Consider the following 22606-nt stretch of genomic DNA (forward strand, 5'->3'; position numbering starts at 1 on the left):
AGGGGGGCTGCCTGCCCCCCTTTGCGCGGCGGCGGTAGGGTTGGTGTGGCGGCTACCGCTGCCGCGCACGAAACATCACGCCGCCTTCTCAAACAACGCCTGCGCGTTCAGCACGTCCTTGCCCTTCTCCCAGTTGCAGGGGCAGAGCTCGTCGGTCTGCAGCGCGTCGAGCACGCGCACAACTTCCTGCGGGTTGCGCCCGACATTCAGCCCATTCACCGAGGCCCACTGGATGGTGCCGTCCGGGTCGACGATGAAAGTCGCGCGCAACGCCACGCCCGCTTCCTTGTCGAGGATGCCGAGCGCGGTGGAGAGCTCGCGCTTCACATCGGCCAGCATCGGGATCGGCAGGTCGCGGATGTCGTCGTTGTAGACGCGCCAGTTCAGGTGGACGAACTCGCTGTCGGTCGAGGCGCCGTAGAGCACCGCATCGCGGTCGGCGAATTCACCGGCGAGCTTGCCGAAGGCGGCGATCTCGGTCGGGCAGATGAAGGTGAAGTCCTTCGGCCAAAAGAAGACGATCTTCCACTTGCCGGCATCGGTTTCGTTGGTGATCTCGGTGAAGGAAACGCCCGGGCCGCCGAGGCCCTCCTTGCCGCCCTTGACGGCGGTGAGCGCGAAGGTCGGGAATTTGTCGCCAACGGTCAGCATGAAGGTCAGGCTCCTCGGATCTGGTCGGGCCGGCGGCCCGTTGTGCAGCGCACTATGTGCGGTGCAGCAATGCGGCGGAGTGGGGATTCTGTCCAATGGATTTCTTCGAATAAATCGATCGAAAAGATCGATTTGATCGGAATGGCGGCGGGTCGGGGGAGGGCGAAACCGTCCTGCCAACGCCGCCCCGTCAGCCCCGGCCGGACGGATGCCTGGCTGAGCGATGCCGGAAGGGGCTTCCATCCGCGCCGGCTGGTTCAATCCCCGGGGCTTTCGCCTTCGCGAGCATCGTCACCCATTCAGGTGGCCGACCTGATCGGGCCCAATGCTAGAACGCAACGCGCAGGCCAAGCGTGCCGCTGTGAACGTCGTAATCGGCTGCGACAGCCCCATCATAGCGCAGGAAGAGTTCCATCGCCTCGACCGGCATGCTCAGACCGACACCGATGACGGCGAGGTCCCGTGGCGCGCGGACGCCGTCCACCGTGAAGGCGGCGCTCGGCAGGCCGGCGAAGGAGGCGTCGATGCTGCGGTCAATGTCGGCGAAATCATGCCCCCAGGCGAGGCGCAGCGCGGCCTGCAGCGTGCCCGTGCCCACCGCGAAACGCTGGGTCAGCTCGGCACCCAGCAAGCTCTGCACCGATGCGGTGGTCTGCGACCCGAGGCGGAGGTCGATGGCCCCGGCGCCGCTCTCGGTGAACGCACCCTGCGTGACGGAGACGACCTGCAGCCCGGCGATCGGCGTGAGCGCGGTGCTCGGCCCCAGTGGCACATGATAGCCGACCTCGGCCCTGCCGATCACGGCGTTGCTCCGTGGCTTGCCGGTGGCGCTGCGCACGACACCGGGGAAGGCGATGTCACGCGTCACATTCGCATCGGTGTAGGCGTAGCCGATCGCCGCATCGACATAGAATGCGTCGCGGGCATAGCTCGCATAAAGCGCGACCGTGTACTGATTGAGGTCGGCATTGCCGGAGAGCCCGTTGAGTGAATAACCGGAGCGGCCATAGCCAAGGGCGACGCCCGCGCGGAGTTCCGGCAGAATGTTGTATTCGACGCCGCCGATGATGCCGCCGAGCGCGAAGTCGGCATCGTGGCTGTTGCCGTTGCCGGAAAGCGAGCCCGCGCCACCATAGCCGCTGGCCCAGACGCGCAGCGGTTCCGCGCTTGCCGGCGGCGAAGTGCCGAGCGGACCCGCCCCGGCCAGCGTGCGCCCGATACGCATCTGGTCGCGCAGCGCGCCGAGAAAGAGCTGGCTGCCGGTGATCGCGATGGTCGGCAGGTCGGCATAGACCTCGCCGTCGAGCTGCGTCAGTGCGTCGCGCAGCCCCGCCGGACTGGTCAGGTTGAGGATGTCCAGCGCGTTGTAGACGCTGTCCATGTCGCCAAAGAGCGGCGGCAGGATCGCGTGATCGAGGGCATAGGCGACCGCGCCGGCATTGCCGCCGCCGGCATTGGGCACATAGGCCAGGGCGTAGGTGCCCATGTCGAGCTGCACGATGTAGGCGGAATCAGCCAGGTTCTGCGCGTCCACGCAGTTCGGATTGTTGGACTGACCGATGATGTAATATTGCGGGGTGCCGCCACGACCCCAGGGGCCTGGCGTGGGAATGTCGGGCGGGCTCGCGGGAAAATTGCCCAGCACGGCATTTCCCTGCGCCGCGAGGATGCAGGTTCCCGCCGGCGCGCGCGTGATCGCCAGCGATGTCGGCAGGGAAGGCAGAGCGAGCACGTCCTTCACCTGCTCGGCGGTCAGGCCGCGCACCGCGTTGGTGCCGGCGATCCAACTGCCGACCGGTGATCCCATGTCGCCCACGGCACCGGCCGTGTAGAAGCGCACCCACTGCGTTGGCGCCGAGGTCAGTACGACGGCGGCCGGCGCGTTGGGGACGAAAGAAAGCACAGGAGGAAAGGCGCCGACGTAATTGTTGGCATCCACGCCGGTCGTGATCGACGGGATGAAGCCGCCACCGCCCTGGAACGCAATCGGTCCGGTCAGGACCGCCCCCGGCGGCAATGGCGGCATGGAAAGTTGCTGCGCCCAGGCCATCCCCACATCGGCGAGAAGGCAAAGCCCCGCTGCCACGCCGGTCAAACGACGGCGCATTCGTCCCCTTTGGTCCATGTTTCTCTATTTCCCCTGGAGGCGAGGCCGCTTGGAAAGGATGTTCCTAGCCTAACAAGAGAAAAGCTCGGTGGGATATGACAACTTACGGCGCAAACAGGTGTCAGGCGACGCCGGGATCATTGTCTTGTGAGAGCCGGACGACATTGCTCAGCGAGGCGCCCGGGCTCTCCGTCCGGCTTCAGGCGCCGGGCGCATCATGACGCCCGGTGACATTTGCCGCCTCACGCTACCGCCGCAACTCCATCTGAATCGGCCCCTCCCGGTCCCCGCGCGCGAACTGGTCCACCATCGCATTCCCGCTCTCGCCCAGCACCGACGCCGGCCCGGTCCAGACGATCCTCCCCTTGTGCAGCATCGCCGCATCGTCGCCGATCCGTCGCGCGCTCGCCATGTCATGGGTGATCGACACAGCCGTCGCTCCCAGCCGCTTCACGACATCGACGATCAGCCCATCGATCACCGCCCCCATGATGGGATCAAGCCCGGTGGTCGGCTCGTCGAAGAAGATGATGTCCGGCTGCGCCGCGATCGCACGCGCAAGTCCCACGCGCTTCTGCATCCCGCCCGACAATTCCGCGGGCGACAGATCCCCCACCGAGGCCGCGAGCCCGACCTGTGCGAGCACCTCCGCTGCCTTGTCGCGCGCCTTGGCGCGCGTGATGCGCTTCTGCGCCAGCAGCTTGAAGCAGACATTCTCCCAAACGGGCAACGAATCGAACAGCGCACCGTTCTGGAACAGCATGCCGATCCGGTCGTTGAGTTCCTCGCGTTCGCGCCGCGGCATCGCCAGGATGTCGCGCCCATCCACCTCGATGGTCCCGGCATCAGGCGTGATCAGCCCGAGGATACACTTGATCGTGACCGACTTGCCCGACCCGGACCCGCCCAGGATCACCATCCCGTGCCCGGCGCGGATATCGAGGTCGACGCCATCCAGCACGCGCTTCTCGCCGAAGGCCTTGGCCAAGCCGCGCAGGCGGATCTTCGGGATCACGCCGGTCATCGCGCGAAGAACATCTCGGTCAGGATATAGTCGAAGGCGAGGATCAGGATCGATGACGCCACCACCGCGCTCGTCGTCGCCGCGCCCACGCCCTGCGCCCCGCCACGGGAATTGTACCCGCACCAGCACCCCATCAGCGTGATGACGAAGCCGAACACCGCCGCCTTGGCCAGCCCTGAGACGACGTCCATCACCTCGAGGAAATCCATCGTCGCCTTCAGGTAGCTCGCCGAATTGAAGCCGAGCTTCGTCGTCCCGATCAGCCAGCCGCCCATCACGCCCAGGATATCGGCCACCAGCACAAGGAAGGGCAGGGCGAGCACCCCCGCTAGCAGCCGCGGCGTCACCAGGTACTTCATCGGATTGGTGGACAGCGTGGTCAGCGCATCGATCTGGTCGGTCACCCGCATGGTGCCGATCTCGGCGGCGAAGGACGCACCGATGCGCCCGGCCACCATCAGCGAGGCGATCACTGGCCCGAGTTCACGGGTGATGGACAGCACCACCACATTGGCGACCGCGCCTTCGGCATTGAAGCGCGCGAAGCCGGTATAGGATTGCAGCGCGAGCACCATGCCCGTGAAGATCGCCGTCAGCGACACCACCGGCAGCGAGAAATAGGCGATCTCGATCAACTGCCGCAGGAACAGCCGCGCATAGAACGGCGGCCGCAGCAGGTGCGACAGCCCCTCCAGCGCGAAGAGCGCCAGCTCACCGACTACGCGGCAGGCCGACAGGACGACGCGGCCGATCGCCGCGACGGGGTTCAGCACCAGGTCCAACCGCTCAGCCCCGCAGGTATTCGCGGGCGTAGCGTGCACCGAGGCTGGTCAGCACCTCGTACCCGATGGTGCCCGCCCGCGCGCCGACCTCATCCGGGCTGCACCCGTCACCACCGATCAGCGTCAGGCGGTCGCCGGGGGCGATTTCCGGCAGGTCGGTCACGTCGAAGGTGGTCAGGTCCATGGATACTCGCGCCACGAGGGGAACGGACCGGCCGCGAAACTCGGCCACGGCATGGCCCGACAGACTCCTCAGGTAGCCATCCGCATAGCCCGCCGCAACCGTCGCGATCCGCGTCGGCCGCGACGCCGTCCAGGTCGCGCCATACCCGACCGGCGTGCCGGCCAGTATGTCGCGCAGCTGCAGCACCGGCACTTCGAGCCGCATGACCGGCCGCATCGGGTTCGGATGGTCCGGCGTCGGATTGATGCCGTACAGCGCGCAACCCGGCCGCGCGAGGTCGGAAGCGAAATCCGCCCCGAGGAACATCCCCGAGGAATTGGCGAAGGACCGCCGCATCTTCGGCAGCCCCGCACAGGCCGCCGCGAAGCGCGTCGCCTGCGCCGCATTCATCGGATGCGCCGGTTCATCGGCACAGGCGAGATGCGTCATCACATAATGAAGATCGAGCCCCGCCAGCATCCCATGATCCGCCGAGACCAGCGCCAGCTCCGCCGCATCGAGCCCGAGCCGCGCCATCCCCGTATCGACATGCAGGATCGCCCGTCGCGCCACCCCCGCCGCGCGCCCCGCCGCCGCATGCGCGGCCACGTCGCCCAGCGAGTTCAGCACCGGCGTCAGCGCCGCATCGCCATCCGCGCCAGGCGCGAAACCACCGAGCACACCGATCATCGGCCCGGGCCCGATCGCCGCGCGCAGGGCGATGCCCTCGCCCAGCAGGGCGACGAAGAAATGCCGGCACCCCGCCGCCCGCAGCGCCGGCCCGACCTCGGCCGCGCCGAGGCCATAGGCATCCGCCTTCACCACCCCGGCCACCGCGCCGGGCGCCCCGCGCGCGGCGAGGTCCCGCCAATTGGCGACGATCGCCGTCAGGTCTACCATCAACGTCGCGGCAGCACTCATCCGAGGTCCTTGCGGTACAGCAGGAAGCCGCCATGCGCGGCGACCTGGTCATAGAGCCGCCGCGCCTGCGCGTTGCTCTCATGGGTGTGCCAATAGACCCGTTCCGCCCCGGCCGCACGGGCATGGTCGTACAGCGCGGTGATCAGCGCGCGCCCGACGCCGCGGCCGCGCAGATCCGGCGCGGCGAACAGGTCCTGCAGATAACAGGTGCTACCCGCCAGCGAGGTGTTGCGGTGGAAGATCAGATGCGCGAGGCCGACCAGCCGGCCTTCCACCTCCGCCACCAGGCAATCCATCGGCTCCAGCGCGTCGAAGAAGCGCCGCCAGGCCAGGCGGGTGATCGCCTCGGCCGGCGCGGTCGCCCCTTCGCGTCCATAGAAGGCGTTGTAGCCAAGCCAGAGCGGTAGCCAGGCATCGTAGTCGGCAGGCCGCGCCAGGCGAACGATCACGGCCTCAGTCACGCATCGGCTCGTCATGCGTGGTGTCGAGGTCGCCGAAGCGGGTGAACTCCGCCTCGAAGAACAGCTTGATCGAACCGGTCGGGCCGTGACGCTGCTTGGCGATGATCAGCTCCGCCTTGTTGTGCGCCATTTCCATGTCCTTCTGCCATTTGTCGACGGCGTCGTGGAACTTCTCGGGATTGTCGAAGGCGAGTTCCTTCGGCGCGCGTTGCATCAGGTAGTAGTCGTCGCGATAGACGAACATCACCACATCGGCGTCCTGCTCGATCGAGCCGGACTCGCGAAGGTCGGAAAGCTGCGGCCGCTTGTCCTCGCGCGATTCGACGGCGCGCGAGAGCTGCGACAGCGCGATCACCGGCACCGACAATTCCTTGGCGATCGCCTTCAGTCCCTGGGTGATCATCGAGATTTCCAGCACGCGATTCTCCGGCCGCGTCCCCGCCGCCGGCCGCATCAGCTGGAGATAGTCGACCACTACCAGATTGAGCCCCTTCGTCCGCTTGAGCCGCCGGCAGCGCGTGCGCAGCGCCGAGATGGTGATCGCCGGCGTATCGTCGATCCACAAGGGCAGGGCTGAAATCTCGCGACTCACTTCAACGAAACGATCGAAGTCGCGCTGGCCGATCTCGCCACGGCGGATGCGGTCACCCGAGATGCGCGCCTCCTCCGACAACAGGCGCGTCGCGAGCTGATCCGCACTCATTTCCAGCGAGAAGATCGCGCAGCCGCCACGCGGCACGGCATTCGGGTCCGTCTCGCGCGCCTCGCGCAGGATGGCCTTGGCCGCGCCGAAGGCCACCTTGGTGGCGAGCGCCGTCTTGCCCATGCCTGGCCGGCCGGCGACGATCAGCAAATCCGACGGATGCAGCCCGCCCATCTTGGCATCAAGGTCGCGCAAGCCGGTCGGCAGGCCCGAGACGCCGCCTGGCGTACTGAACGCCTTCTCCGCATGCTGGACCGCGACGGTCAGCGCGCGTTCGAAGGAGACGAAGCCGCCATCGCCCGCGCCGCCCTCCTTGGCCAGTTCGAACAGCGCCTGCTCGGCGGCTTCGAGCTGGCCCTTGGCGTCGAGTTCCGCCTCCGCCCCGAAGGCGCGGTTCACCACCACCTCACCGAGGTCGATCAACTGCCGCCGCAGATAGGCGTCATAGACGACGCGCCCATACTCGCCGGCATTGATGATGCCGACCATCGCCGAGAGCAGCTGCGCGAGATACGCCGGCCCGCCCACTTCATCGAGCAGCCCGGAATGCTCGAATTCTGCCCGCAGCGTGACGACATCGGCCAGTTGCCCGGCTTCGACCCGCCGCTGGATCGCCTGGTAGATCCGCCCATGGATCGGGTCGGCGAAATGCTCGGCAGCGAGGAACTCCGAGACCCGCTCATAGGCCTTGTTGTTGGCCAGCAGGGCGCCGAGCAGCGCCTGCTCGGCCGCGAGGTTGGACGGCGGAAGTCGTTGCGACAGGCCAAGCAGCCCGTCATTCGGGGTCGTCGCGTCGAAGCTGTTCATCGCTGATCGTATAGCGCGCCCGGGCCCTCCCGGTCGCCGGCGATTCCCGCCTCGGCCTGGGGATAGCGGGGATGACCGCTCACGGCTGCGCGCGCGCCGCCACCCGTTCCGCCTCCAGCATGTAGTCGCGCGTCAGCGGCAGCGCATCGATCCGCCGCGTCAACTGCACCTGCCAGACCATATGCCCCATGTGCCGGAAGGAGAGTTCCGCGCCTGCCAGGTAGAATTCGAACATGCGGCAGAAACGATCATCGGTCAGGCTGGCAATGGTGTCGCGATTGCCGGCGAAGCGCGCCCGCCATTGCGCGATTGTCTCCGCGTAATGGAGGCGCAGCACCTCGATGTCCGTCACCAGCAGGCCGGCCTTCTCGATCCGCGGCAACACTTCGGACAGGGCAGGGGAATACCCGCCGGGAAAGATGTACTTCGCCAGCCAGGGGTTGGTGGACCCCGGCCCCTCCGACCGGCCGATGGCATGAATCAGCGCGACCCCGTCTTCCTTAAGAGCATCGCGCACCGCGCGGAAAAAACGGCGATAGTGGTCAATGCCGACATGTTCGAACATGCCGACCGAGACGACGCGGTCCACCGGTCGGGTCCAGTCGCGGTAATCCATCAATTCGAACTGGACCCGGTCCGACAGCCCGGCTTCCTCGGCCCGCTGCCGCGCGACGGCGAGTTGTTCGGTCGACAGGGTGATGCCGGTGACCCGCGCGCCCCAGTCGCGCGCCAGGCTGATCGCCATGCCGCCCCAGCCGCAGCCGATGTCGAGGATGTCCAGCCCCGGGCGGTGCAGGTGCAGCTTGGCCGCGATATGCCGCTTCTTGGCGGCCTGCGCCTGTTCCAGCGTCTCTGTCCCGGTGGCGAAGTAGGCGCAGGAATACTGCCGGTCCCGGTCGAGGAACAGGGAGTAGAGCCGCCCGTTCAGGTCGTAGTGGTGCGCGACGTTGCGCTTGGACCGGCCGGCGGAGTTGAGCTGGTCCAGCCGGCGCCGCGCCAGTCGGAACATCTCCATCGCGCGTTCGGCCGGATGCGTGCCGCCGTTCATCATGTTGAGGATGAACAGGTCGAGCAGGGCGAAGAGCGAACAGCCTTCCGGCTCGATCTCACCCGCCATGTAGGCTTCGCCGAAGGCGAGGGCGGGGTTGAAGGTCATGCCGCGCAGGGCCCGCTTCGTCCCGATATGCATGGCGGCCTCGGGGCCGGATCCGCTGCCATATCGGCGCAGCGTGCCGTCCGGATATCGCACGGTCAGAGTGCCGTGCCGGATCAGGCGCTTGAGAGCGAAGTGGAAAAGCATGCAAGGCTCCTCCAGGCTTGGAGGAAATCATTGCAGGACATCAGGCCGCAGGAAAAGGATTTTGGCCGTCAGGCAGCATCACGCGCGCGTGCCTGGCGCCCGGTCACGACGCCAAAGGCCCCGGCTCCCCCTCGCGGCGATGACCGGAAGGGCAGTGCCCCTCCGGCTTCACGCCCCGATGGGGGAGAAGGATACCCTCAGTGGTCCGCGTCGGCCTGCCCGGCCGCCAGTTCCGCTGCGAGTTCGGCCTCGAGGCTCGCCGCCTCGGCCTCGTCCTCGGCTTCCACGCGCTCGCCGCGGGCCTGCTTCTCGGCTTCCTCGACCGAGCGGGCGACATTCACCGCCACCGGGATCGAGACTTCCGGGTGCAGCGCAACCTGCACGGTGGTGACGCCGACCGACTTGATCGCATGCGGCAGCAGCACCTGGTCGCGCGTCACCGTCAGGCCGGCTTCGCTGCACTTCTCCGCGATGTCGCGGGTGGAGACGGAACCGTACAGCGCGCCGCTCTCACCCGCCTGGCGGATGATGGTCACCGACAGGCCGGCGACGCGCTCGCCGACGCGCTCGGCTTCCTCGCGGCGCTTGATGTTCAGCGCTTCCAGTTGGACGCGCTCACGCTCGAAGCGGGCGAGGTTCTCCTTGTTGGCGCGGATGGCCTTGCCGGACGGCAGCAGGAAGTTGCGCGCGTAGCCGGGGCGCACCTTCACCAGCTCGCCCATCTGGCCGAGCTTGTCGACGCGCTGCATCAGGATGAGTTCGATCATGTTGTGCCTCCGGGCGGGCTCGTGCGCCGCCCCCATTGCTCGTAGAAACCGAAGGCCGTCACCGCGACTGCGGCCGGCACGCTGAGGATGACAAGCCCGGCATAGAAGATGCCGAGCATGAAGTGGCGGCCCGGCCGTCCGGCCGAGCGGCGATGGATGGCGGCGATCCCCTGCAGGAACACCGGCAGCAGCAGCACCATCATGACGGAAAGGGCGACGACGTCGCCCTCCCCCCCAAAGACCAGCCAGGCGGCGGCCCCGGCCCCGGTCAGCGCCGGGTACCATCCGGGCAGCCGCACCGCGCTCCAGCGCGGCGTCGGCGCAAGGGCCAAGCCCATCCGCACCAGGGCGGACTGGGCGGCTGCCCCGTTGACCGAGAGCGAGATCGCCATCCAGAAGCCGATCGCCGCGGCCATCACCTGCACCAGTTCCTGGACCGGAACCTGGTCGGGCGATGTCCCCATGCGATGCAGCCCCTGGACCACGGCCGCGCGGATGGCGCCTTCAAGCCCGCCGGGAATGCCCGCGAAGGCAAGCCCGGCCGCCATGATGACGATAGCCGGCCAGATGCCGAGCAGCGCCAGCGGCAGCGCTGTGTCGATGCGCCCCTGGCGGAAGCCGAGGGTGACGATCAGCACCGCCGGCACGGCGAAGCCGACCAGGAACACCGCCATCGGCAGCATCCCCGAGACCGCGACGTGGATCACCGCAGCCAATCCGGCCGCCCAGGCCATGGAAGCCGGGCCGAAGCCCAGCCCCGCGGCAAAGAGCGGCAGGGGCGTCAGCCAGAAGGCCGCGAAGCCGAGCGGCAGCCCGCGCATGGCCCACAGCGAGAGGATGGCGGCCGTGAGGCCCGCCGCCGTTCCCGCCAGCCAGCGCGGATTGCCGAGCATGCTGCCCATGACGGATCGCCCCGCCCCCCGTCCTCAGTCGTTGATGACGTAGGGCAGCAGCGCCAGGAAGCGGGCACGCTTGATGGCCTGGGCCAGCTCGCGCTGCTTCTTGCCGGACACCGCCGTGATGCGGGACGGGACGATCTTGCCGCGCTCGCTCAGGAAACGGGACAGCAGGCGGACGTCCTTGTAGTCGATCTTCGGCGCCTGCGGCCCGGAGAAGGGGCAGGACTTCTTGCGCCGATAGAACGGACGGCGGGCGCCAACGGCCGGGCGACGGCCAGCGGGGGTCATATCAGTGGAATCGGACATGCTGGCTTACTCCTCCATCCCGCCGGGGCCATCCATCTCGTCACGCGGACGAGCACGGAATTCCTCACGGTCGTCGCTGCGCTCACGGCCGCCGGTGCGGCCCGAACCGAAGCGGCCGGCCGGGCGCGGGCCACGGAAGCCGCGGTCGCGTTCACGGTCGTCGCCACGCTTCGCCAGCACGGCGGAGGGGGCTTCGTCGAGCGCCTCGACACGGATCATCAGCGAGCGGAGCACGTCTTCGTTGAGGCCGAGCTGACGCTCGACTTCGGGCAGCGCCGTGGCGGGCGAGTCGATGCCGAGGAGCATATAATGCGCCTTGCGGTTCTTCTTCACCTTGTAGGCGAGCCCGCGCAGGCCCCAGTATTCCTGCTTCTTCACCTCGCCACCGCCTTCGGCGATGAGCGCGGTGACCTGCTCGGCGATCGCTTCGACCTGCTGCTGGGTGATGTCATTGCGTGCGATGAACACGCATTCGTAGAGCGGCATGTGATCTCCCTATGGCTGGCTCAGCCCTGGCCCCGGAATAGGGCGCGCAAACGGGCATAGCCGGGCGCTTGCCTCGCGCCCGGCAGGGGAGGCGGCGTTAAGCACAGTCGGGGGGGCGAAGGCAAGGCCTCGCTGTACCAGGGGTGCCACCTCGACCCTGCCACCATGCACCCACCCGGCCAATTTGTCGCCCGTGCCATCGCGTAGACAGCGACCGCGCCCGTCGTCCGAGGTCAAACAGCACCCAGGAGCGCACAGCGCGACCGCGGCCAACCCGCCCGTCGCCCCCGGTGCCGCCATCACACGGCGCGCAGCCAAGCCGCGCGAATGCGCGGCGCCCGACGCCTAAGGGCACAGTACAGTTGACAAGCGCGCCCCTGCACCGCATCCCGCGCGGCCACACCCGATTGAAACAACACGGAAACGCGCGAACATGGCTTTCGCCTTCGTCTTCCCCGGCCAGGGCAGCCAGGCCGTGGGCATGGGCCGCGACCTCGCCGAGGCCTTCCCGGCCGCCCGCCACGTCTTCCAGGAAGTGGACGACGCGCTGAATCAGAAGCTCAGCCGCCTCATGTGGGAAGGCCCACAGGAGGAACTGACGCTCACCGCCAATGCGCAGCCCGCACTGATGGCCCATTCCCTCGCCGTGGTCCGCGCGCTGGAGGCCGAGGGCGGCTTTCGCCTGGCCGAACGCGTCGCCCTGGTGGCCGGCCACTCGCTCGGCGAATACAGCGCGCTGACCGCCGCCGGCGCCTTCGACGTCGCCACCGCCGCCGGCCTGTTGCGCCTGCGCGGCGAGGCGATGCAGCAGGCGACCCCCCCTGGTACCGGTGCGATGGCCGCCCTGCTCGGCGCCGAGATCGACCTCGCCCGCTCCATCTGCGAAAAGGCCGCCCCCGATCCCGAAACCGGCAAGGCCGAGGTGGTCGAGGCCGCCAACGACAATGGCGGCGGCCAGGTCGTCATCTCCGGTGCCAAGGCCGCGGTTGAGCGCGCCATCGAGATCGCCAAGGCCGAAGGCGTGAAGCGCGCCATGCTGCTGCCAGTCTCCGCCCCCTTCCATTGCGCCCTTATGGCCCCGGCCGCCGACGCGATGGCCGAGGCGCTGGCCAAGGCCGACCTGCGCGCGCCCATCGTCCCCGTGGTCGCCAATGTCTCCGCCGCCAAGGCGACCGACCCGGTCGAGATCCGTGACCTGCTGGTCAAGCAGGTGACCGGCACGGTGCGCTGGCGCGAATGCGTCATCGCCATGGCATCGATGGGCTGCGACCATTTCGTCGAGGTCGGCGCCGGCAAGGTGCTGACCGGCCTGATGAAGCGCAACGCCCCCGACGCCAAGGCGCTCGCCATCGGCACGCCCGCCGATGTCGAAGCCTTCCTCAAGACGCTCTAGCCGGCAACGCGCGCGTGCCAGTCGCGATCGAACTGAACGACAGCGAAGACGCGGCGGCCGCGAAGGCCGTCGTCGCGGGCCTCCTCGACTTCAATGCCCGGATCGCCGGGCCGCATGGCTACCGGCCGCTCAACCTGCTGATCCGGCGCGAGGGCGGCACCGAGATCGCCGGCGGCCTGCTCGGCGGTACCTCGTTTGGCTGGCTGTTCGTGAGCGTGCTCCATCTGCCGGACGATCTGCGCGGGACGGGGCTTGGCGGCGAGCTGCTGCGCCGGGCGGAAGCCGAGGCGGTCGCGCGTGGCTGCATCGGCGCGCATCTCGACACCTTCTCCTTCCAGGCGCGGCCGTTCTATGAGCGGCATGGCTACCGGGTCTTCGGAACAATCGAGGACATGCCGCCGGGCATGCGCCGCTATTTCATGTCCAAACGCCTCGACGGCGCCGCGCCCGCGGGCGCGCCAGGGAGTCCAGATCATGTTCAGTCTTGAAGGCAAGACCGCCATCGTCACCGGCGCCACGGGCGGCATCGGCGAGGCCATCGCCACCGCGCTGCACCGCAAGGGTGCTACGGTCGCCATCACCGGCCGGCGGGAGGCCGAACTCGCCCGCGTGGCGGAAGCCCTGGGCGGCGCGCGCGTCATCATCGCCCCGGCCGACCTGACCGACCCGGCCGCGCCCGCCGCGCTGGTCGAGAAGATCGAGACGGAAGCGGGCGGCCTCGACATCCTGGTCAACAATGCCGGCTTTACGCGGGACATGCTCGCCCTGCGCATGGGCGATGCCGACTGGAACGCGGTGCTGGAAGTCGACCTGACCGCTCCCTTCCGCCTGGCACGCGCCGCCCTGCGCGGCATGATGAAGAAGCGCAGCGGCCGCATCGTCTCCATTGCCTCCATCGTCGGCGTGACCGGCAATGCGGGCCAGGCGAACTACGCGGCGGCCAAGGCCGGGCTGATCGGCATGTCGAAGTCGCTCGCCCAGGAAGTGGCGACGCGCGGCGTGACGGTGAACGTCGTCGCCCCCGGCTTCGTGAAGACGGCGATGACGGATGTGCTCGGTGAGGCGCAGAAGACCGCCCTGCTCTCGCGCATCCCGACGCAGCGCATGGGCACGCCCGAGGACATCGCGGCCGCGGTGGTGTTCCTCGCCAGCACCGAAGCCGGCTGGATCACCGGCCAGACCATCCATGTGAATGGCGGGATGGCCATGATCTGACACCGCGACGCCCGGATCATGCCGGGCATCGCGGTCTCGCAGCGACGGCGTCAGTAGCGCGCGGGCGGCACCACCACCGAGCCCGGCGGCACATAGGTCGTCGTGCCGGGCTGGATGACGGTCCCTGGCTGCGCGACAGGCTGCTGCACCACGACCGGGGTCGCCGCCGGCGGGTTGTTGACGGTGCACGCACCCAGGCCGAGCAGGCCAAGGGCCGCGAGACAGGACGCGGCGCGAAGCGAAATGGTCATCGTCGGTTACTCCAACCGCCGGCCATCGTCCCGTGGGATGTCGGTCGGCTTTTCACGCTCGTTGTGTGAGCGAACAAAATAACGAACGCGTGTCGGGAGCCGAGGTTGCGGACCGACGCGTCGATTGGCCCTTTGCCGGCGAGGCGGGCGGTCCCCGGCGCTTCCCGCCGCGGCCGACCTGCCTGTCCGATTCGTCACGAAACCGCCGCCATGCCGCCCGTGTTCCAGCTTTGCCGCCGCGCCGCGCGCGGCACCTGGGAGCCACGCGATGTCCAAGATCTTCGAAGCCCTGGCACAATGGACAGGCCGTCAGGCCGGACGCGCCTCGACCTTCCTGGGCGCGGTCACGCTCATCCTGCTGTGGGGGGTGTCCGGGCCGATGTTCGGCTTCTCCGACACCTGGCAGCTCGTCATCAACACCAGCACGACCATCATCACCTTCCTGATGGTCTTCGTGATGCAGAACACTCAGAACCGCGACACCCGCGCCCTGCAGCTCAAGCTTGACGAACTCATCCGCGCGACCGAGGGCGCGAAGGACCAGATGATCTCGCTCGAAGACAGCACCGAGGAACAGCTCGACGCGGTGAAGCGCCGCTTCGACACGCTGCGCGACGCGGCCCCCGACTGACCACGCCGGCCCCGGTTGGCCGGCCCGCGCAATCCTCTATGCTCGGCGCGCGACCGCCCCGGAAGCCGCGCCTTGTCCCCTCGACGCATGATGCAGCCGCTCGGCTGCGCCCTCCTGCTGCTGCTGTCGCTGGCGCTGCTGCCCGCCGCCCCGGCGCAGGCCTGCGGCGCCGATACCGACTGCATGCTCGGCACCCGGAGCTACCGCATCCGCCTGCCGCCGCTGCCGGCCGGTGGCGCCCGCATCGGCGCCATCCTCCTCGCCCATGGCTATCGCGACACCGCCGCCAACATGATGGCCGATGCCGCGGTCGCCGATGCCGTCATCGGCCTCGGCGTCGCGCTCATCACCCCGCAATCGGACGGCCTCAGCTGGAACCTGCCGGGCCAGCCCGGCGGCTCGCGCGCAGGCATCGACGACATGGCCTTCATCGAGACCGTGATCGCCGATGCCACCACCCGCTTCCCCATCGACCCGAACCGCGTCATGGCGAGCGGCTTCTCCGCCGGCGGCATGCTGGTGTGGAACCTCGCCTGCAACCGCGCCGGCCTCTTCGCCGGCTTCGCCCCGGTCTCCGGCACCTTCTGGAACCCGCTGCCGGAGTCCTGCCCGACCGGCCCGGCCACCATCCTGCACGCCCATGGCACCGAGGACCCCACCGTGCCGCTGCACGGCCGCGCCATCCGCGACACCAGCCAAGGCGATGTCTTCGAGGTGTTCCGCCGCTACGCCGCCTGGGGCCATTTCGGCGCGCCGGTCGAGAGCCACGCTGCCGACCTCGACTGCACCCGCCGCACCGATGCGCAGGGCCACGTGCTGGAACTCTGCCTGCACCCGGGCGCGCATGATCTGCGCCCGGTGGATGTGGTGCGCGCCTGGCGTGAACTCGCCGCCATCAAGGGCTGGTGAGCAGGGCATTGAACCCCGGCGGCCGGGCGCCGATCATCACCCGGCCAGCCAACCGCCTCACCGGCCAGCAAGTACGACCCGGCATGGATGGCCGGCGATGGCGGCGCCTTCGACACCCTCTGCGGCAACGAACTCGCCGCGCTGATTGACACCACCCTGTGAGGCCCGCTTCATGACCCGACCGCTCGCCCTGGCCCGCTGGGGCTCCTTCCATGTCGGCGGCCAGGAGGTCGCGGTTAGCGGCGAACCGCTGCGCGAGGTGCTCTTCACCCCCGGCAGCGCCCCGGCGCAGCTCGACCCCAACGGCACCTACCTGGTCGGCGCCATGTATGCGCAATACATGACCCCCGAGCCCCGGCGCGGCACCCTGCCGCTGATGCTGTGGCATGGCGGCGGCCTGACCGGCGCCTGCTGGGAGACCACGCCCGATGGCCGCGAGGGCTGGCAGCATTTCTTTGCCCGCCAGGGCTGGGAGGTCATCGTCACCGATGCGGTGGAACGCGGCCGCTCCGGCTGGATGCGCATCCCCGAGGAGACCGGCGGCATCCCCGTCACCATCACGGTCGAGAATCCATGGACGCGCTTCCGCATCGGCACCGGCACGCCGCAGGACGGCGCCTTGCTGCCCGGCAACCAGTTCCCCGGCGACGCGGCATCCTGGCACAACTTCATCCGCCAATGCGTGCCGCGCTTCACCTCCACCGACGCGCTGACGCTGGCGGCCTATGGCGCGCTGCTTGACCGCGTCGGCCCCTCGGTCGTGGTCGCCCACAGCCAGGGTGGATTCTTCGCATGGCGCGCCGCGCAGGAATGGCCCGACAAGGTGCGTGCGCTGGTGCTGGTGGAACCCGCCTCGACCGGCCTGGCCGAGAAGGCCGCCGCCCTGGCCGCCATTCCCGTGCTGATGCTCTATGGCGACTACATCGAGGGCAACCCGCGCTGGCCAACGATCCGCGCCAAGGGCATCGCCTTCGCCGAGGCGGTGCGCGCCGCCGGCGGCAGCGTCGATGTGGTGGATCTGCCGGCGCGCGGCATCCGCGGCAACAGCCACATGATCCAGATGGACCGCAACAGCGACGAGGTCGCCGCCCTGGTGCAGGATTGGCTGGCGGCGAAGGGCCTGTGGCACGCCGGAGCTGAACAGTAATTTAGTAGATGCGCATCTAGTCGCCGCGCTACCCTCCCGCCGCTGCGCGACACGTAGCGCGTCAGGGAGGAACGGTGATGCGACGGCGGGACCTACTCGCGGGCGCGACGATGCTGGCGGCATCCCGCCCGGCATTCGCGCAATTCGACCCGAGGCTGCCCGAGGGCACGCGCCAGATCGCGCGCATGGGCGCGCCGCCGGGCAAGAAGGACCTCATCGAACTCACCGACCGGCCGCCGAATTACGAGACGCCACTCGACGCCTTCCGCACCGCCATCACGCCGAATGACCGCTTCTTCGTGCGCTACCATCTCTCGGTCATCCCCGACATGGATGAACTGCGCGACTGGCGCCTCGAGATCGGCGGCGACGGCGCCGAACGCAGCCTCACCCTGACGCTCGATGATTTGCGCCGCGACTTCGCCCCGGTGACGATCGCCGCGGTCTGCCAATGCTCGGGCAACCGGCGCGGCCTCTTCCAGCCGCATGTCCCCGGTGTCGAATGGGGCATCGGCGCCATGGGCAATGCGCGCTGGACCGGCGTGCGGCTGCGCGACGTGCTCGTCCGCGCCGGGGTCAAGCCGGGCGCGCTGGAAGTCGCCTTCAATGGCGCCGACAGCGCGGTGGTGGAGGAAACGCCGGACTTCCTGAAATCCATCCCGCTGGCCCGCGCGATGCACCCGGACACGCTGCTCGCCTGGGAGATGAACGGCGAGGCGCTGCCGCACTACAACGGCTTCCCGCTGCGCGTCGTGGTGCCGGGCTGGACCGCGACCTATTGGATGAAGCACGTAAACCGCATCGCGCTGCGCACCACGCCGGAAGACAATTTCTGGATGAAGGCGGCCTATCGCGTGCCGCGCGGGCTGTTCCCGACAGACATGCCCTTCGCCTCGCAGGTCACCACGGGGAATGAGCCGATCACCCAGATCATGGTGAATTCTCTGGTGACCAACCTGCAGGACGGTGCGCGCGTTCCGGCCGCGGGCTTCGACATCGAGGGCATCGCCTGGGATGGCGGCCACGGCATCCGCACCGTCGAGGTCTCGACCGACCGCGGCCAGACCTGGCGGCCGGCGACGCTGGGCGAGGACCTCGGCCCCTACGCCTTCCGTTCCTGGACGATGCGCCTGCAGCCAGGCCGGGCAGGGCCGGTGCAGGCGATGGTGCGCGCCACCAGCAATGCCGGGCAGGTGCAGGTGGCGCAGCTCGTGCCCAACCCGGCCGGCTACCACCACAACGTCATCCAGACGCTGGAGGTCACCGCGTCATGAGAACCGCGCTCATCGCCGCCGCGCTCGCGCTGGCCGTCACCACCGTCGCGCGCGCCGAGGAACCCGAACTGCGCCCCGGCCCGGGCCGCGACCAGGTGATGGACAATTGCGGCGCCTGCCACACCCTGGCCTACATCCCGATGAACTCGCCCTTCCTCACCCAGGCCCAGTGGACGGCTGAGGTGAACAAGATGGTCGATGTCTTCCACGCGCCGATCGCGCGTGAGGATATCCCGGCGATCATCGCCTACCTCACCGCGCAATACGGCGCGCGCTGACGTACGGACGTCGCTTCACCCGGCCAGATGCGTGTTGAACCAGCGCAGCAGGTCGGGCTGGCCCGCCACCTCCGCCCCCGCGCCATACAGGCTGGCGAGGAAAGTCACCCGATGGCTCGCCCCCGGCACGGCGACGCCATCGATCCTCGCCCCGCCGGCAGGAAGCGGCCGCTGCGCGAGTGCCGGATGGATCGCCTCATCAGCCAACCCGTAATAGAGCCGCATCGGCGCCGCATAATCCCAATAGGTCGCGCGGTTGCTCGCCATCTGGCGCAGGAACCGGCTGTTCACCTCGGCGGTGAAGCGCTGCTGCATGCCCTCGACCAGCAGTTCCTCGGTGGTCGGGAAGGGCTTCGACCGGTCGACGTCGAGCGCATAGTCGCGCCAGTATTTCGCCGCCATAGCCTGGTATTCCGGCCGCACCGCCGCTTCCATCAGCCCGTCCATGCCGTAATAGGTCTCGTGGCTGCCCAGCAGGATGATCAGCACCAGCGTCCCCCAGGCGGGCCGCGCCGGGTACGGTGCCGCGGTCGGCGGCGCGTAGGTATCGAGGCCGGTCCAGAACCGCACCGTCTCGCTCAGGTCGTTGAACGGACTCTGAACCGCTGAAGCGCGCACCGGCCGGCCGGTGCGCTGTAGTTCCTGCGCCAGCCATTGCGTGTTGAACGCCCCCTGCGACCAGCCATCGAGGAACAGCGCCCCCGGCTCCAGCCCCAGCCCGCGCATCCCCGCCAGGCCGGCATCCAGGATGTCGATGCAGCACTGCGTCGTCGCGCCCTTCACCAGGAAGGGTTCCGAACGCCCGTCGCGAAACGGCCCCTTGCCGATGTAGTCCGCCGCGATCACCGCATAGCCGTTGGCCGCGAGACGCTGCAGGACGAACAGCGTCTCGATCGAATCATCGGCATCGCGCAGTACGTAGTCCGGCGCCGCAACGAGCGTGAGGTTGGACGGCACCGGACCGAAGCCGAGCAACGTGCCATGCTGCCAGCACACCACCGGCAGCCGCCCCGTGGCCGCCGCCGGCACGGCGAGCAGTCCGCTGACCTTCACCGACTCGCCGGTCTCCGGCACCCGCGTCCAGGTGGTGATGCGCTGGAGGCGGATATCCGAGGCCGCGCCATAGGTCGCGACATCGAAGGGCCGCAGCACATTGCCCTCGTTGAACACCGCGTATTGTTCCGTGACCAGCTGGTTCAGCCGCGCCACGCCAAGCGTCACCGCATTGTCCAGGCTCGCACGCTGCGCGGCCGGGGTGGCCTGGGCCGCCAAGGCCGGCACGGCCAGACGCTGCGCCAGCACCACGCCGCCAAGCCCGCCCAGGAAAGCGCGGCGCATCGCGCCGGAGACATCATCGGTGGCACGCGCAATCATCGGCGTGTCGGTTGGCTTGTCCATTGGTGCAATTCCAGTCGGGCGCCTGACCCGGCGCGGTGGCAACGGGGCGGTCACCCTACCCCGATACACACCGCGCAATGCCCGACGGTTGCGCCACAGTTTCGCGATGAACCGGCGAGGCGTTATTCCGCCGCCGCCGCCTTCGGTTCCATCCCCATCGCCAATACCGGCCACCGCGCGCAGGCGAACAGGAAGCCCGCCACCATCGCATAGGCCAGCGCCACCGCGGGCGTGACGCCGAAGCCCACCGCCGGCCCATGCATGAAGCCGAAGAAGGTCAGCACCGCCCCCGATCCGGCGAAAGCCGAGGCTCGCAGCCAATCGCGCTCGATGATGAACACCACGATCGCCGCGAGAATTAGCCCCGACAGGATCGCCCCTTCGCCCAACACCTCCAGCCCCGGATACAGCACGCCAAGCCCGGCGAGCTTGTCCATGCCCACCGCAGCCGCATTGGTCCCGGCCGCCCCCAGCGCCCCGTCGATCAGCGTCTTCGCCCAGGCGGCCAGATGCGGCACCAGCCCGATCACCACCGCCGGCGCGTGCGATTTCGGCGTCTCCTGGAAAGCCTGCGCGCCGATCAGCATCCCGATGTACAGCAGGATCGGCGAGATCGCGACGACCGGCACTAGGTCAAGCAACACCGACACCACGCCGAGCCAGGTCACCACCAGCACGGCCAGGCCCGTCGCCGCCGAATACCCGATCCGCCCGCCCATCGCTTTCCAGCCCGGGTGGCCGATATAGACCGCGTTGATGAAGGGGTTGCCCATCAGGCAGCCGATCAGGCTGACCGCCCCATCGGCGGAGAGCACGCGCGTCGTCGGGAAGGCATCGCCCGCCGCCTCCGCGCTCTCCACATTATCCATCGCCTCGACAAGATCGTAGATGCCAAAAGGGATCGCGGTGACGAGGATGATGCCGAGGAACTCGAAGCCGCCGAACACATGGCCCACCGCCGGCAGCGGGATCGAGAAGCCGATATTCGACAGCCCATCGAACAGCGCCGTCAGGCTGCGCCCACCGATCCCCAACCCGAACAGCGCGGCGAGCCACGCCACCGCCATGCCGAAGCCGATCGCGACCAGCCCGGCCGGGATGTTGCGCGGATAACGCAACCCGCCGAACCACGCCGCCAGCACAATGCCGAAACACACCAGCCCGATCACCGGCGTCATGAACATCTCCAGCGCCGGCCGCATGGAAATGAAGGTGATCGACACGCCCGCCAGCGTGCCGAGCAGTGCCGCGCGCGGCGTGATGCGCCGGATGAGCGGCGCGACGAAACCGCCGGCCATCAGGATGAAGGACTGGATGAACACCCAGGTCAGCCCGGCTTCCCAACCCTTGATCGGGTCGCCCGTCCGCTGCGCGATCGGCAGCATGATCACCAGCACCACGATGAACATGTGCGGCACCGAAATGCCCGAGGGCAGGGCACACACATCATCCCGCCCCGTCCGCGCCGCCAGCCGGTACGCCAGGAACGCGTAGTACCAGGTGGACAGCGCCATCATCAGCCCGGCGGCGGGCAGGATGCGCCCGTACACGATCTCCGGCGGCAGTTGCAGCACGAAGCGCAGCAGCCCCGTCAGTACCAGCAGATTGACCAGGATGTTCGTGCCGAAGCCGAACAGCGCGTTCCAATCCCCCGGCGTCCAGAGCGCGGGTTTGGCGGTCGTCGTCGTCATGCCCTGTCCCTTTCCTGCGATGCGCTAGACAGATCCCGACCGGGTGGACTCACCCGGACGCGTGAAGTGGCTCGTTCGACCCGGCCGGGAGCGGTTCCGCCCCCGCGGCCAGCGCGTCGATCACGCGCCCGGTGTCGGTGACCCAGCCGAATATCCCGCCCTGCGCGCTGACCATCGCCAGCGCCGCCGCGTGGAATGCGGGGAAGTAGGAGGCGCAGGCATCGCCCAGCACGGCGCAGCGAAAGCCACGGTCATTGGCTTCCCGCACGGTGGTGTGGACGCAGACCTCGGTGGTCACGCCGGCGACCAGCAGCGCCTCGATGCCGCGATGGCGCAGCATCGGTTCCAACTCCGTCGCGTAGAAGGCGCCCTTGCCGGGCTTGTCGATCACCGGCTCGCCCGCGATCGGCGCCAGCGCCGCGACAATCTCGTGCCCCGGTTCCCCACGCACCAGGATGCGCCCCATCGGCCCCGGATCCCCGATCCGCTTCGACGGCGCCCCACGCGCCACCTTTGCCGGCGGCGCGTCCGACAGATCCGGCCGATGACCCTCCCGCGTATGGATCACCAGCATCCCGGCGGCGCGCGCCGCATCGAGCATCGCCCGGCACGGCCCGATCGCCGCGGCCAGCAGCGCGACGTCATTGCCCAGCGTCTCCCCGAAGCCACCGGGCTCGAGGAAGTCGCGCTGCATGTCGATGATGACCAGCGCGGCCCGCGCGGGGTCGAGCGCGAAATCGGACGGTTCGGCAGGGATCGCGATCAGCATGCGGCGCACCCTCGCAATGGGATGCGGGAGGGTCATGCAAGCGGCGTGCAAACTGTATACGCGGCTGTATGCAAGGGGTGGCGGCTGCTGCGCTGCACCAAATGCATGCAAGCGGCGGGCACGCTGCCGATTTTGCTGGCGGGGTAGGGTGGGAAAAGTTATCGGAATAAACGCTTGGCGTAGTCCTGCGCCCGCCACTCAGAGAGGGGCTCTGCCCCTCTCCGAACCTCTCCCCACCAAAGGCCTAAGGGCCTCTGGACACCAATACTTGGC

The 22606-nt window shown here is 68.7% G+C and carries 24 protein-coding genes; 8 read left to right on the forward strand and 16 right to left on the reverse strand.

Going from position 1 to position 22606, the window contains the following annotated elements:
* Positions 1–75 precede the first annotated feature (75 nt).
* The 12 genes from IEY36_RS16295 to rpsF all read right to left on the reverse strand — a co-directional run bounded on the left by IEY36_RS16295 (position 76) and on the right by rpsF (position 11377).
* On the reverse strand, positions 76–651 hold the full coding sequence (locus IEY36_RS16295; protein WP_188968509.1) for a peroxiredoxin: 576 nt from the start codon (positions 649–651) through the stop codon (positions 76–78).
* A 328-nt stretch (positions 652–979) separates the two neighbouring features.
* Positions 980–2758, reverse strand: a complete 1779-nt coding sequence (locus IEY36_RS16300) for an autotransporter outer membrane beta-barrel domain-containing protein (RefSeq protein ID WP_188968511.1) — start codon at positions 2756–2758, stop codon at positions 980–982.
* Between the two features lie 247 nt (positions 2759–3005).
* Positions 3006–3782 (reverse strand): ABC transporter ATP-binding protein, encoded by a 777-nt coding sequence (locus IEY36_RS16305; protein WP_188968513.1) that lies wholly within the window; start codon positions 3780–3782, stop codon positions 3006–3008.
* A complete protein-coding gene (locus tag IEY36_RS16310) occupies positions 3779–4564 on the reverse strand; it encodes an MlaE family ABC transporter permease (RefSeq protein ID WP_188969105.1) in 786 nt (261 codons plus the stop codon). Before IEY36_RS16310 ends, IEY36_RS16305 begins: the two co-directional genes overlap by 4 nt.
* A gap of 4 nt (positions 4565–4568) precedes the next feature.
* The gene (gene alr / locus IEY36_RS16315; RefSeq protein ID WP_188968515.1) at positions 4569–5648 is read right to left on the reverse strand and encodes an alanine racemase; all 1080 of its coding nucleotides are present in this window, start codon (positions 5646–5648) and stop codon (positions 4569–4571) included.
* The gene (locus IEY36_RS16320; RefSeq protein ID WP_188968517.1) at positions 5645–6109 is read right to left on the reverse strand and encodes a GNAT family N-acetyltransferase; all 465 of its coding nucleotides are present in this window, start codon (positions 6107–6109) and stop codon (positions 5645–5647) included. The genes alr and IEY36_RS16320 overlap by 4 nt, the downstream gene beginning before the upstream one ends.
* Complete coding sequence (locus tag IEY36_RS16325) at positions 6102–7619, reverse strand: replicative DNA helicase (RefSeq protein ID WP_188968519.1); 1518 nt, start codon at positions 7617–7619, stop codon at positions 6102–6104. Before IEY36_RS16325 ends, IEY36_RS16320 begins: the two co-directional genes overlap by 8 nt.
* Before the next feature lie 79 nt (positions 7620–7698).
* Positions 7699–8919, reverse strand: coding sequence for an SAM-dependent methyltransferase (locus tag IEY36_RS16330; RefSeq protein ID WP_188968521.1), 1221 nt, complete (start codon positions 8917–8919; stop codon positions 7699–7701).
* Between the two features lie 197 nt (positions 8920–9116).
* Positions 9117–9686 carry a 50S ribosomal protein L9 gene (gene rplI / locus IEY36_RS16335; protein ID WP_188968523.1) on the reverse strand — a complete coding sequence of 190 codons (570 nt, stop codon included), beginning with the start codon at positions 9684–9686 and terminating at the stop codon, positions 9117–9119.
* Entirely contained in the window at positions 9683–10588 is a 906-nt protein-coding gene (locus tag IEY36_RS16340; protein WP_188968525.1) for a YybS family protein, read from the reverse strand. Before IEY36_RS16340 ends, rplI begins: the two co-directional genes overlap by 4 nt.
* A gap of 24 nt (positions 10589–10612) precedes the next feature.
* Positions 10613–10891, reverse strand: a complete 279-nt coding sequence (rpsR, locus tag IEY36_RS16345; RefSeq protein WP_188968527.1) for a 30S ribosomal protein S18 — start codon at positions 10889–10891, stop codon at positions 10613–10615.
* Positions 10892–10897: 6 nt separating this feature from the next.
* Entirely contained in the window at positions 10898–11377 is a 480-nt protein-coding gene (gene rpsF, locus IEY36_RS16350) for a 30S ribosomal protein S6 (protein ID WP_188968529.1), read from the reverse strand.
* Between the two features lie 433 nt (positions 11378–11810).
* Between rpsF and fabD the strand changes: the two genes are divergently transcribed.
* From fabD to fabG, 3 genes are read left to right on the forward strand one after another with little or no spacing between them, the layout of a single operon-like run.
* Complete coding sequence (fabD, locus tag IEY36_RS16355; RefSeq protein ID WP_188968531.1) at positions 11811–12770, forward strand: ACP S-malonyltransferase; 960 nt, start codon at positions 11811–11813, stop codon at positions 12768–12770.
* Positions 12771–12784: 14 nt separating this feature from the next.
* Positions 12785–13258 (forward strand): GNAT family N-acetyltransferase, encoded by a 474-nt coding sequence (locus tag IEY36_RS16360; protein WP_188968533.1) that lies wholly within the window; start codon positions 12785–12787, stop codon positions 13256–13258.
* A complete protein-coding gene (fabG, locus tag IEY36_RS16365; protein ID WP_188968535.1) occupies positions 13245–13985 on the forward strand; it encodes a 3-oxoacyl-[acyl-carrier-protein] reductase in 741 nt (246 codons plus the stop codon). Before IEY36_RS16360 ends, fabG begins: the two co-directional genes overlap by 14 nt.
* Positions 13986–14035: 50 nt before the next feature.
* Here fabG and IEY36_RS16370 read toward each other — a convergent pair whose 3' ends face one another.
* On the reverse strand, positions 14036–14236 hold the full coding sequence (locus tag IEY36_RS16370) for a hypothetical protein (protein WP_188968537.1): 201 nt from the start codon (positions 14234–14236) through the stop codon (positions 14036–14038).
* A gap of 268 nt (positions 14237–14504) precedes the next feature.
* On the opposite strand from IEY36_RS16370, the gene IEY36_RS16375 reads away from it, so the two are divergent.
* The 5 genes from IEY36_RS16375 to IEY36_RS16395 all read left to right on the forward strand — a co-directional run bounded on the left by IEY36_RS16375 (position 14505) and on the right by IEY36_RS16395 (position 18475).
* A complete protein-coding gene (locus IEY36_RS16375; protein ID WP_188968539.1) occupies positions 14505–14867 on the forward strand; it encodes a low affinity iron permease family protein in 363 nt (120 codons plus the stop codon).
* 72 nt (positions 14868–14939) lie between these two features.
* Positions 14940–15776, forward strand: a complete 837-nt coding sequence (locus IEY36_RS16380) for an alpha/beta hydrolase family esterase (RefSeq protein WP_188968541.1) — start codon at positions 14940–14942, stop codon at positions 15774–15776.
* A 172-nt stretch (positions 15777–15948) separates the two neighbouring features.
* Positions 15949–16923 carry an alpha/beta fold hydrolase gene (locus IEY36_RS16385; protein ID WP_188968543.1) on the forward strand — a complete coding sequence of 325 codons (975 nt, stop codon included), beginning with the start codon at positions 15949–15951 and terminating at the stop codon, positions 16921–16923.
* 77 nt (positions 16924–17000) lie between these two features.
* A complete protein-coding gene (locus tag IEY36_RS16390) occupies positions 17001–18197 on the forward strand; it encodes a molybdopterin-dependent oxidoreductase (RefSeq protein ID WP_188968545.1) in 1197 nt (398 codons plus the stop codon).
* A complete protein-coding gene (locus tag IEY36_RS16395; protein ID WP_188968547.1) occupies positions 18194–18475 on the forward strand; it encodes a cytochrome c in 282 nt (93 codons plus the stop codon). Before IEY36_RS16390 ends, IEY36_RS16395 begins: the two co-directional genes overlap by 4 nt.
* Before the next feature lie 15 nt (positions 18476–18490).
* Here IEY36_RS16395 and IEY36_RS16400 read toward each other — a convergent pair whose 3' ends face one another.
* The 3 genes from IEY36_RS16400 to IEY36_RS16410 form a co-directional block, all read right to left on the reverse strand.
* Positions 18491–19873, reverse strand: coding sequence for an alpha/beta hydrolase family protein (locus IEY36_RS16400; RefSeq protein ID WP_229681365.1), 1383 nt, complete (start codon positions 19871–19873; stop codon positions 18491–18493).
* Positions 19874–19995: 122 nt separating this feature from the next.
* Positions 19996–21564, reverse strand: a complete 1569-nt coding sequence (locus tag IEY36_RS16405) for a regulator (protein ID WP_188968549.1) — start codon at positions 21562–21564, stop codon at positions 19996–19998.
* A gap of 49 nt (positions 21565–21613) precedes the next feature.
* Positions 21614–22333, reverse strand: a complete 720-nt coding sequence (locus IEY36_RS16410; protein WP_188968551.1) for a cysteine hydrolase family protein — start codon at positions 22331–22333, stop codon at positions 21614–21616.
* Positions 22334–22606: the final 273 nt, after the last annotated feature.

The sequence above is a fragment of the Neoroseomonas lacus genome (genome assembly GCF_014644535.1).
GTDB lineage: Bacteria > Pseudomonadota > Alphaproteobacteria > Acetobacterales > Acetobacteraceae > Neoroseomonas > Neoroseomonas lacus.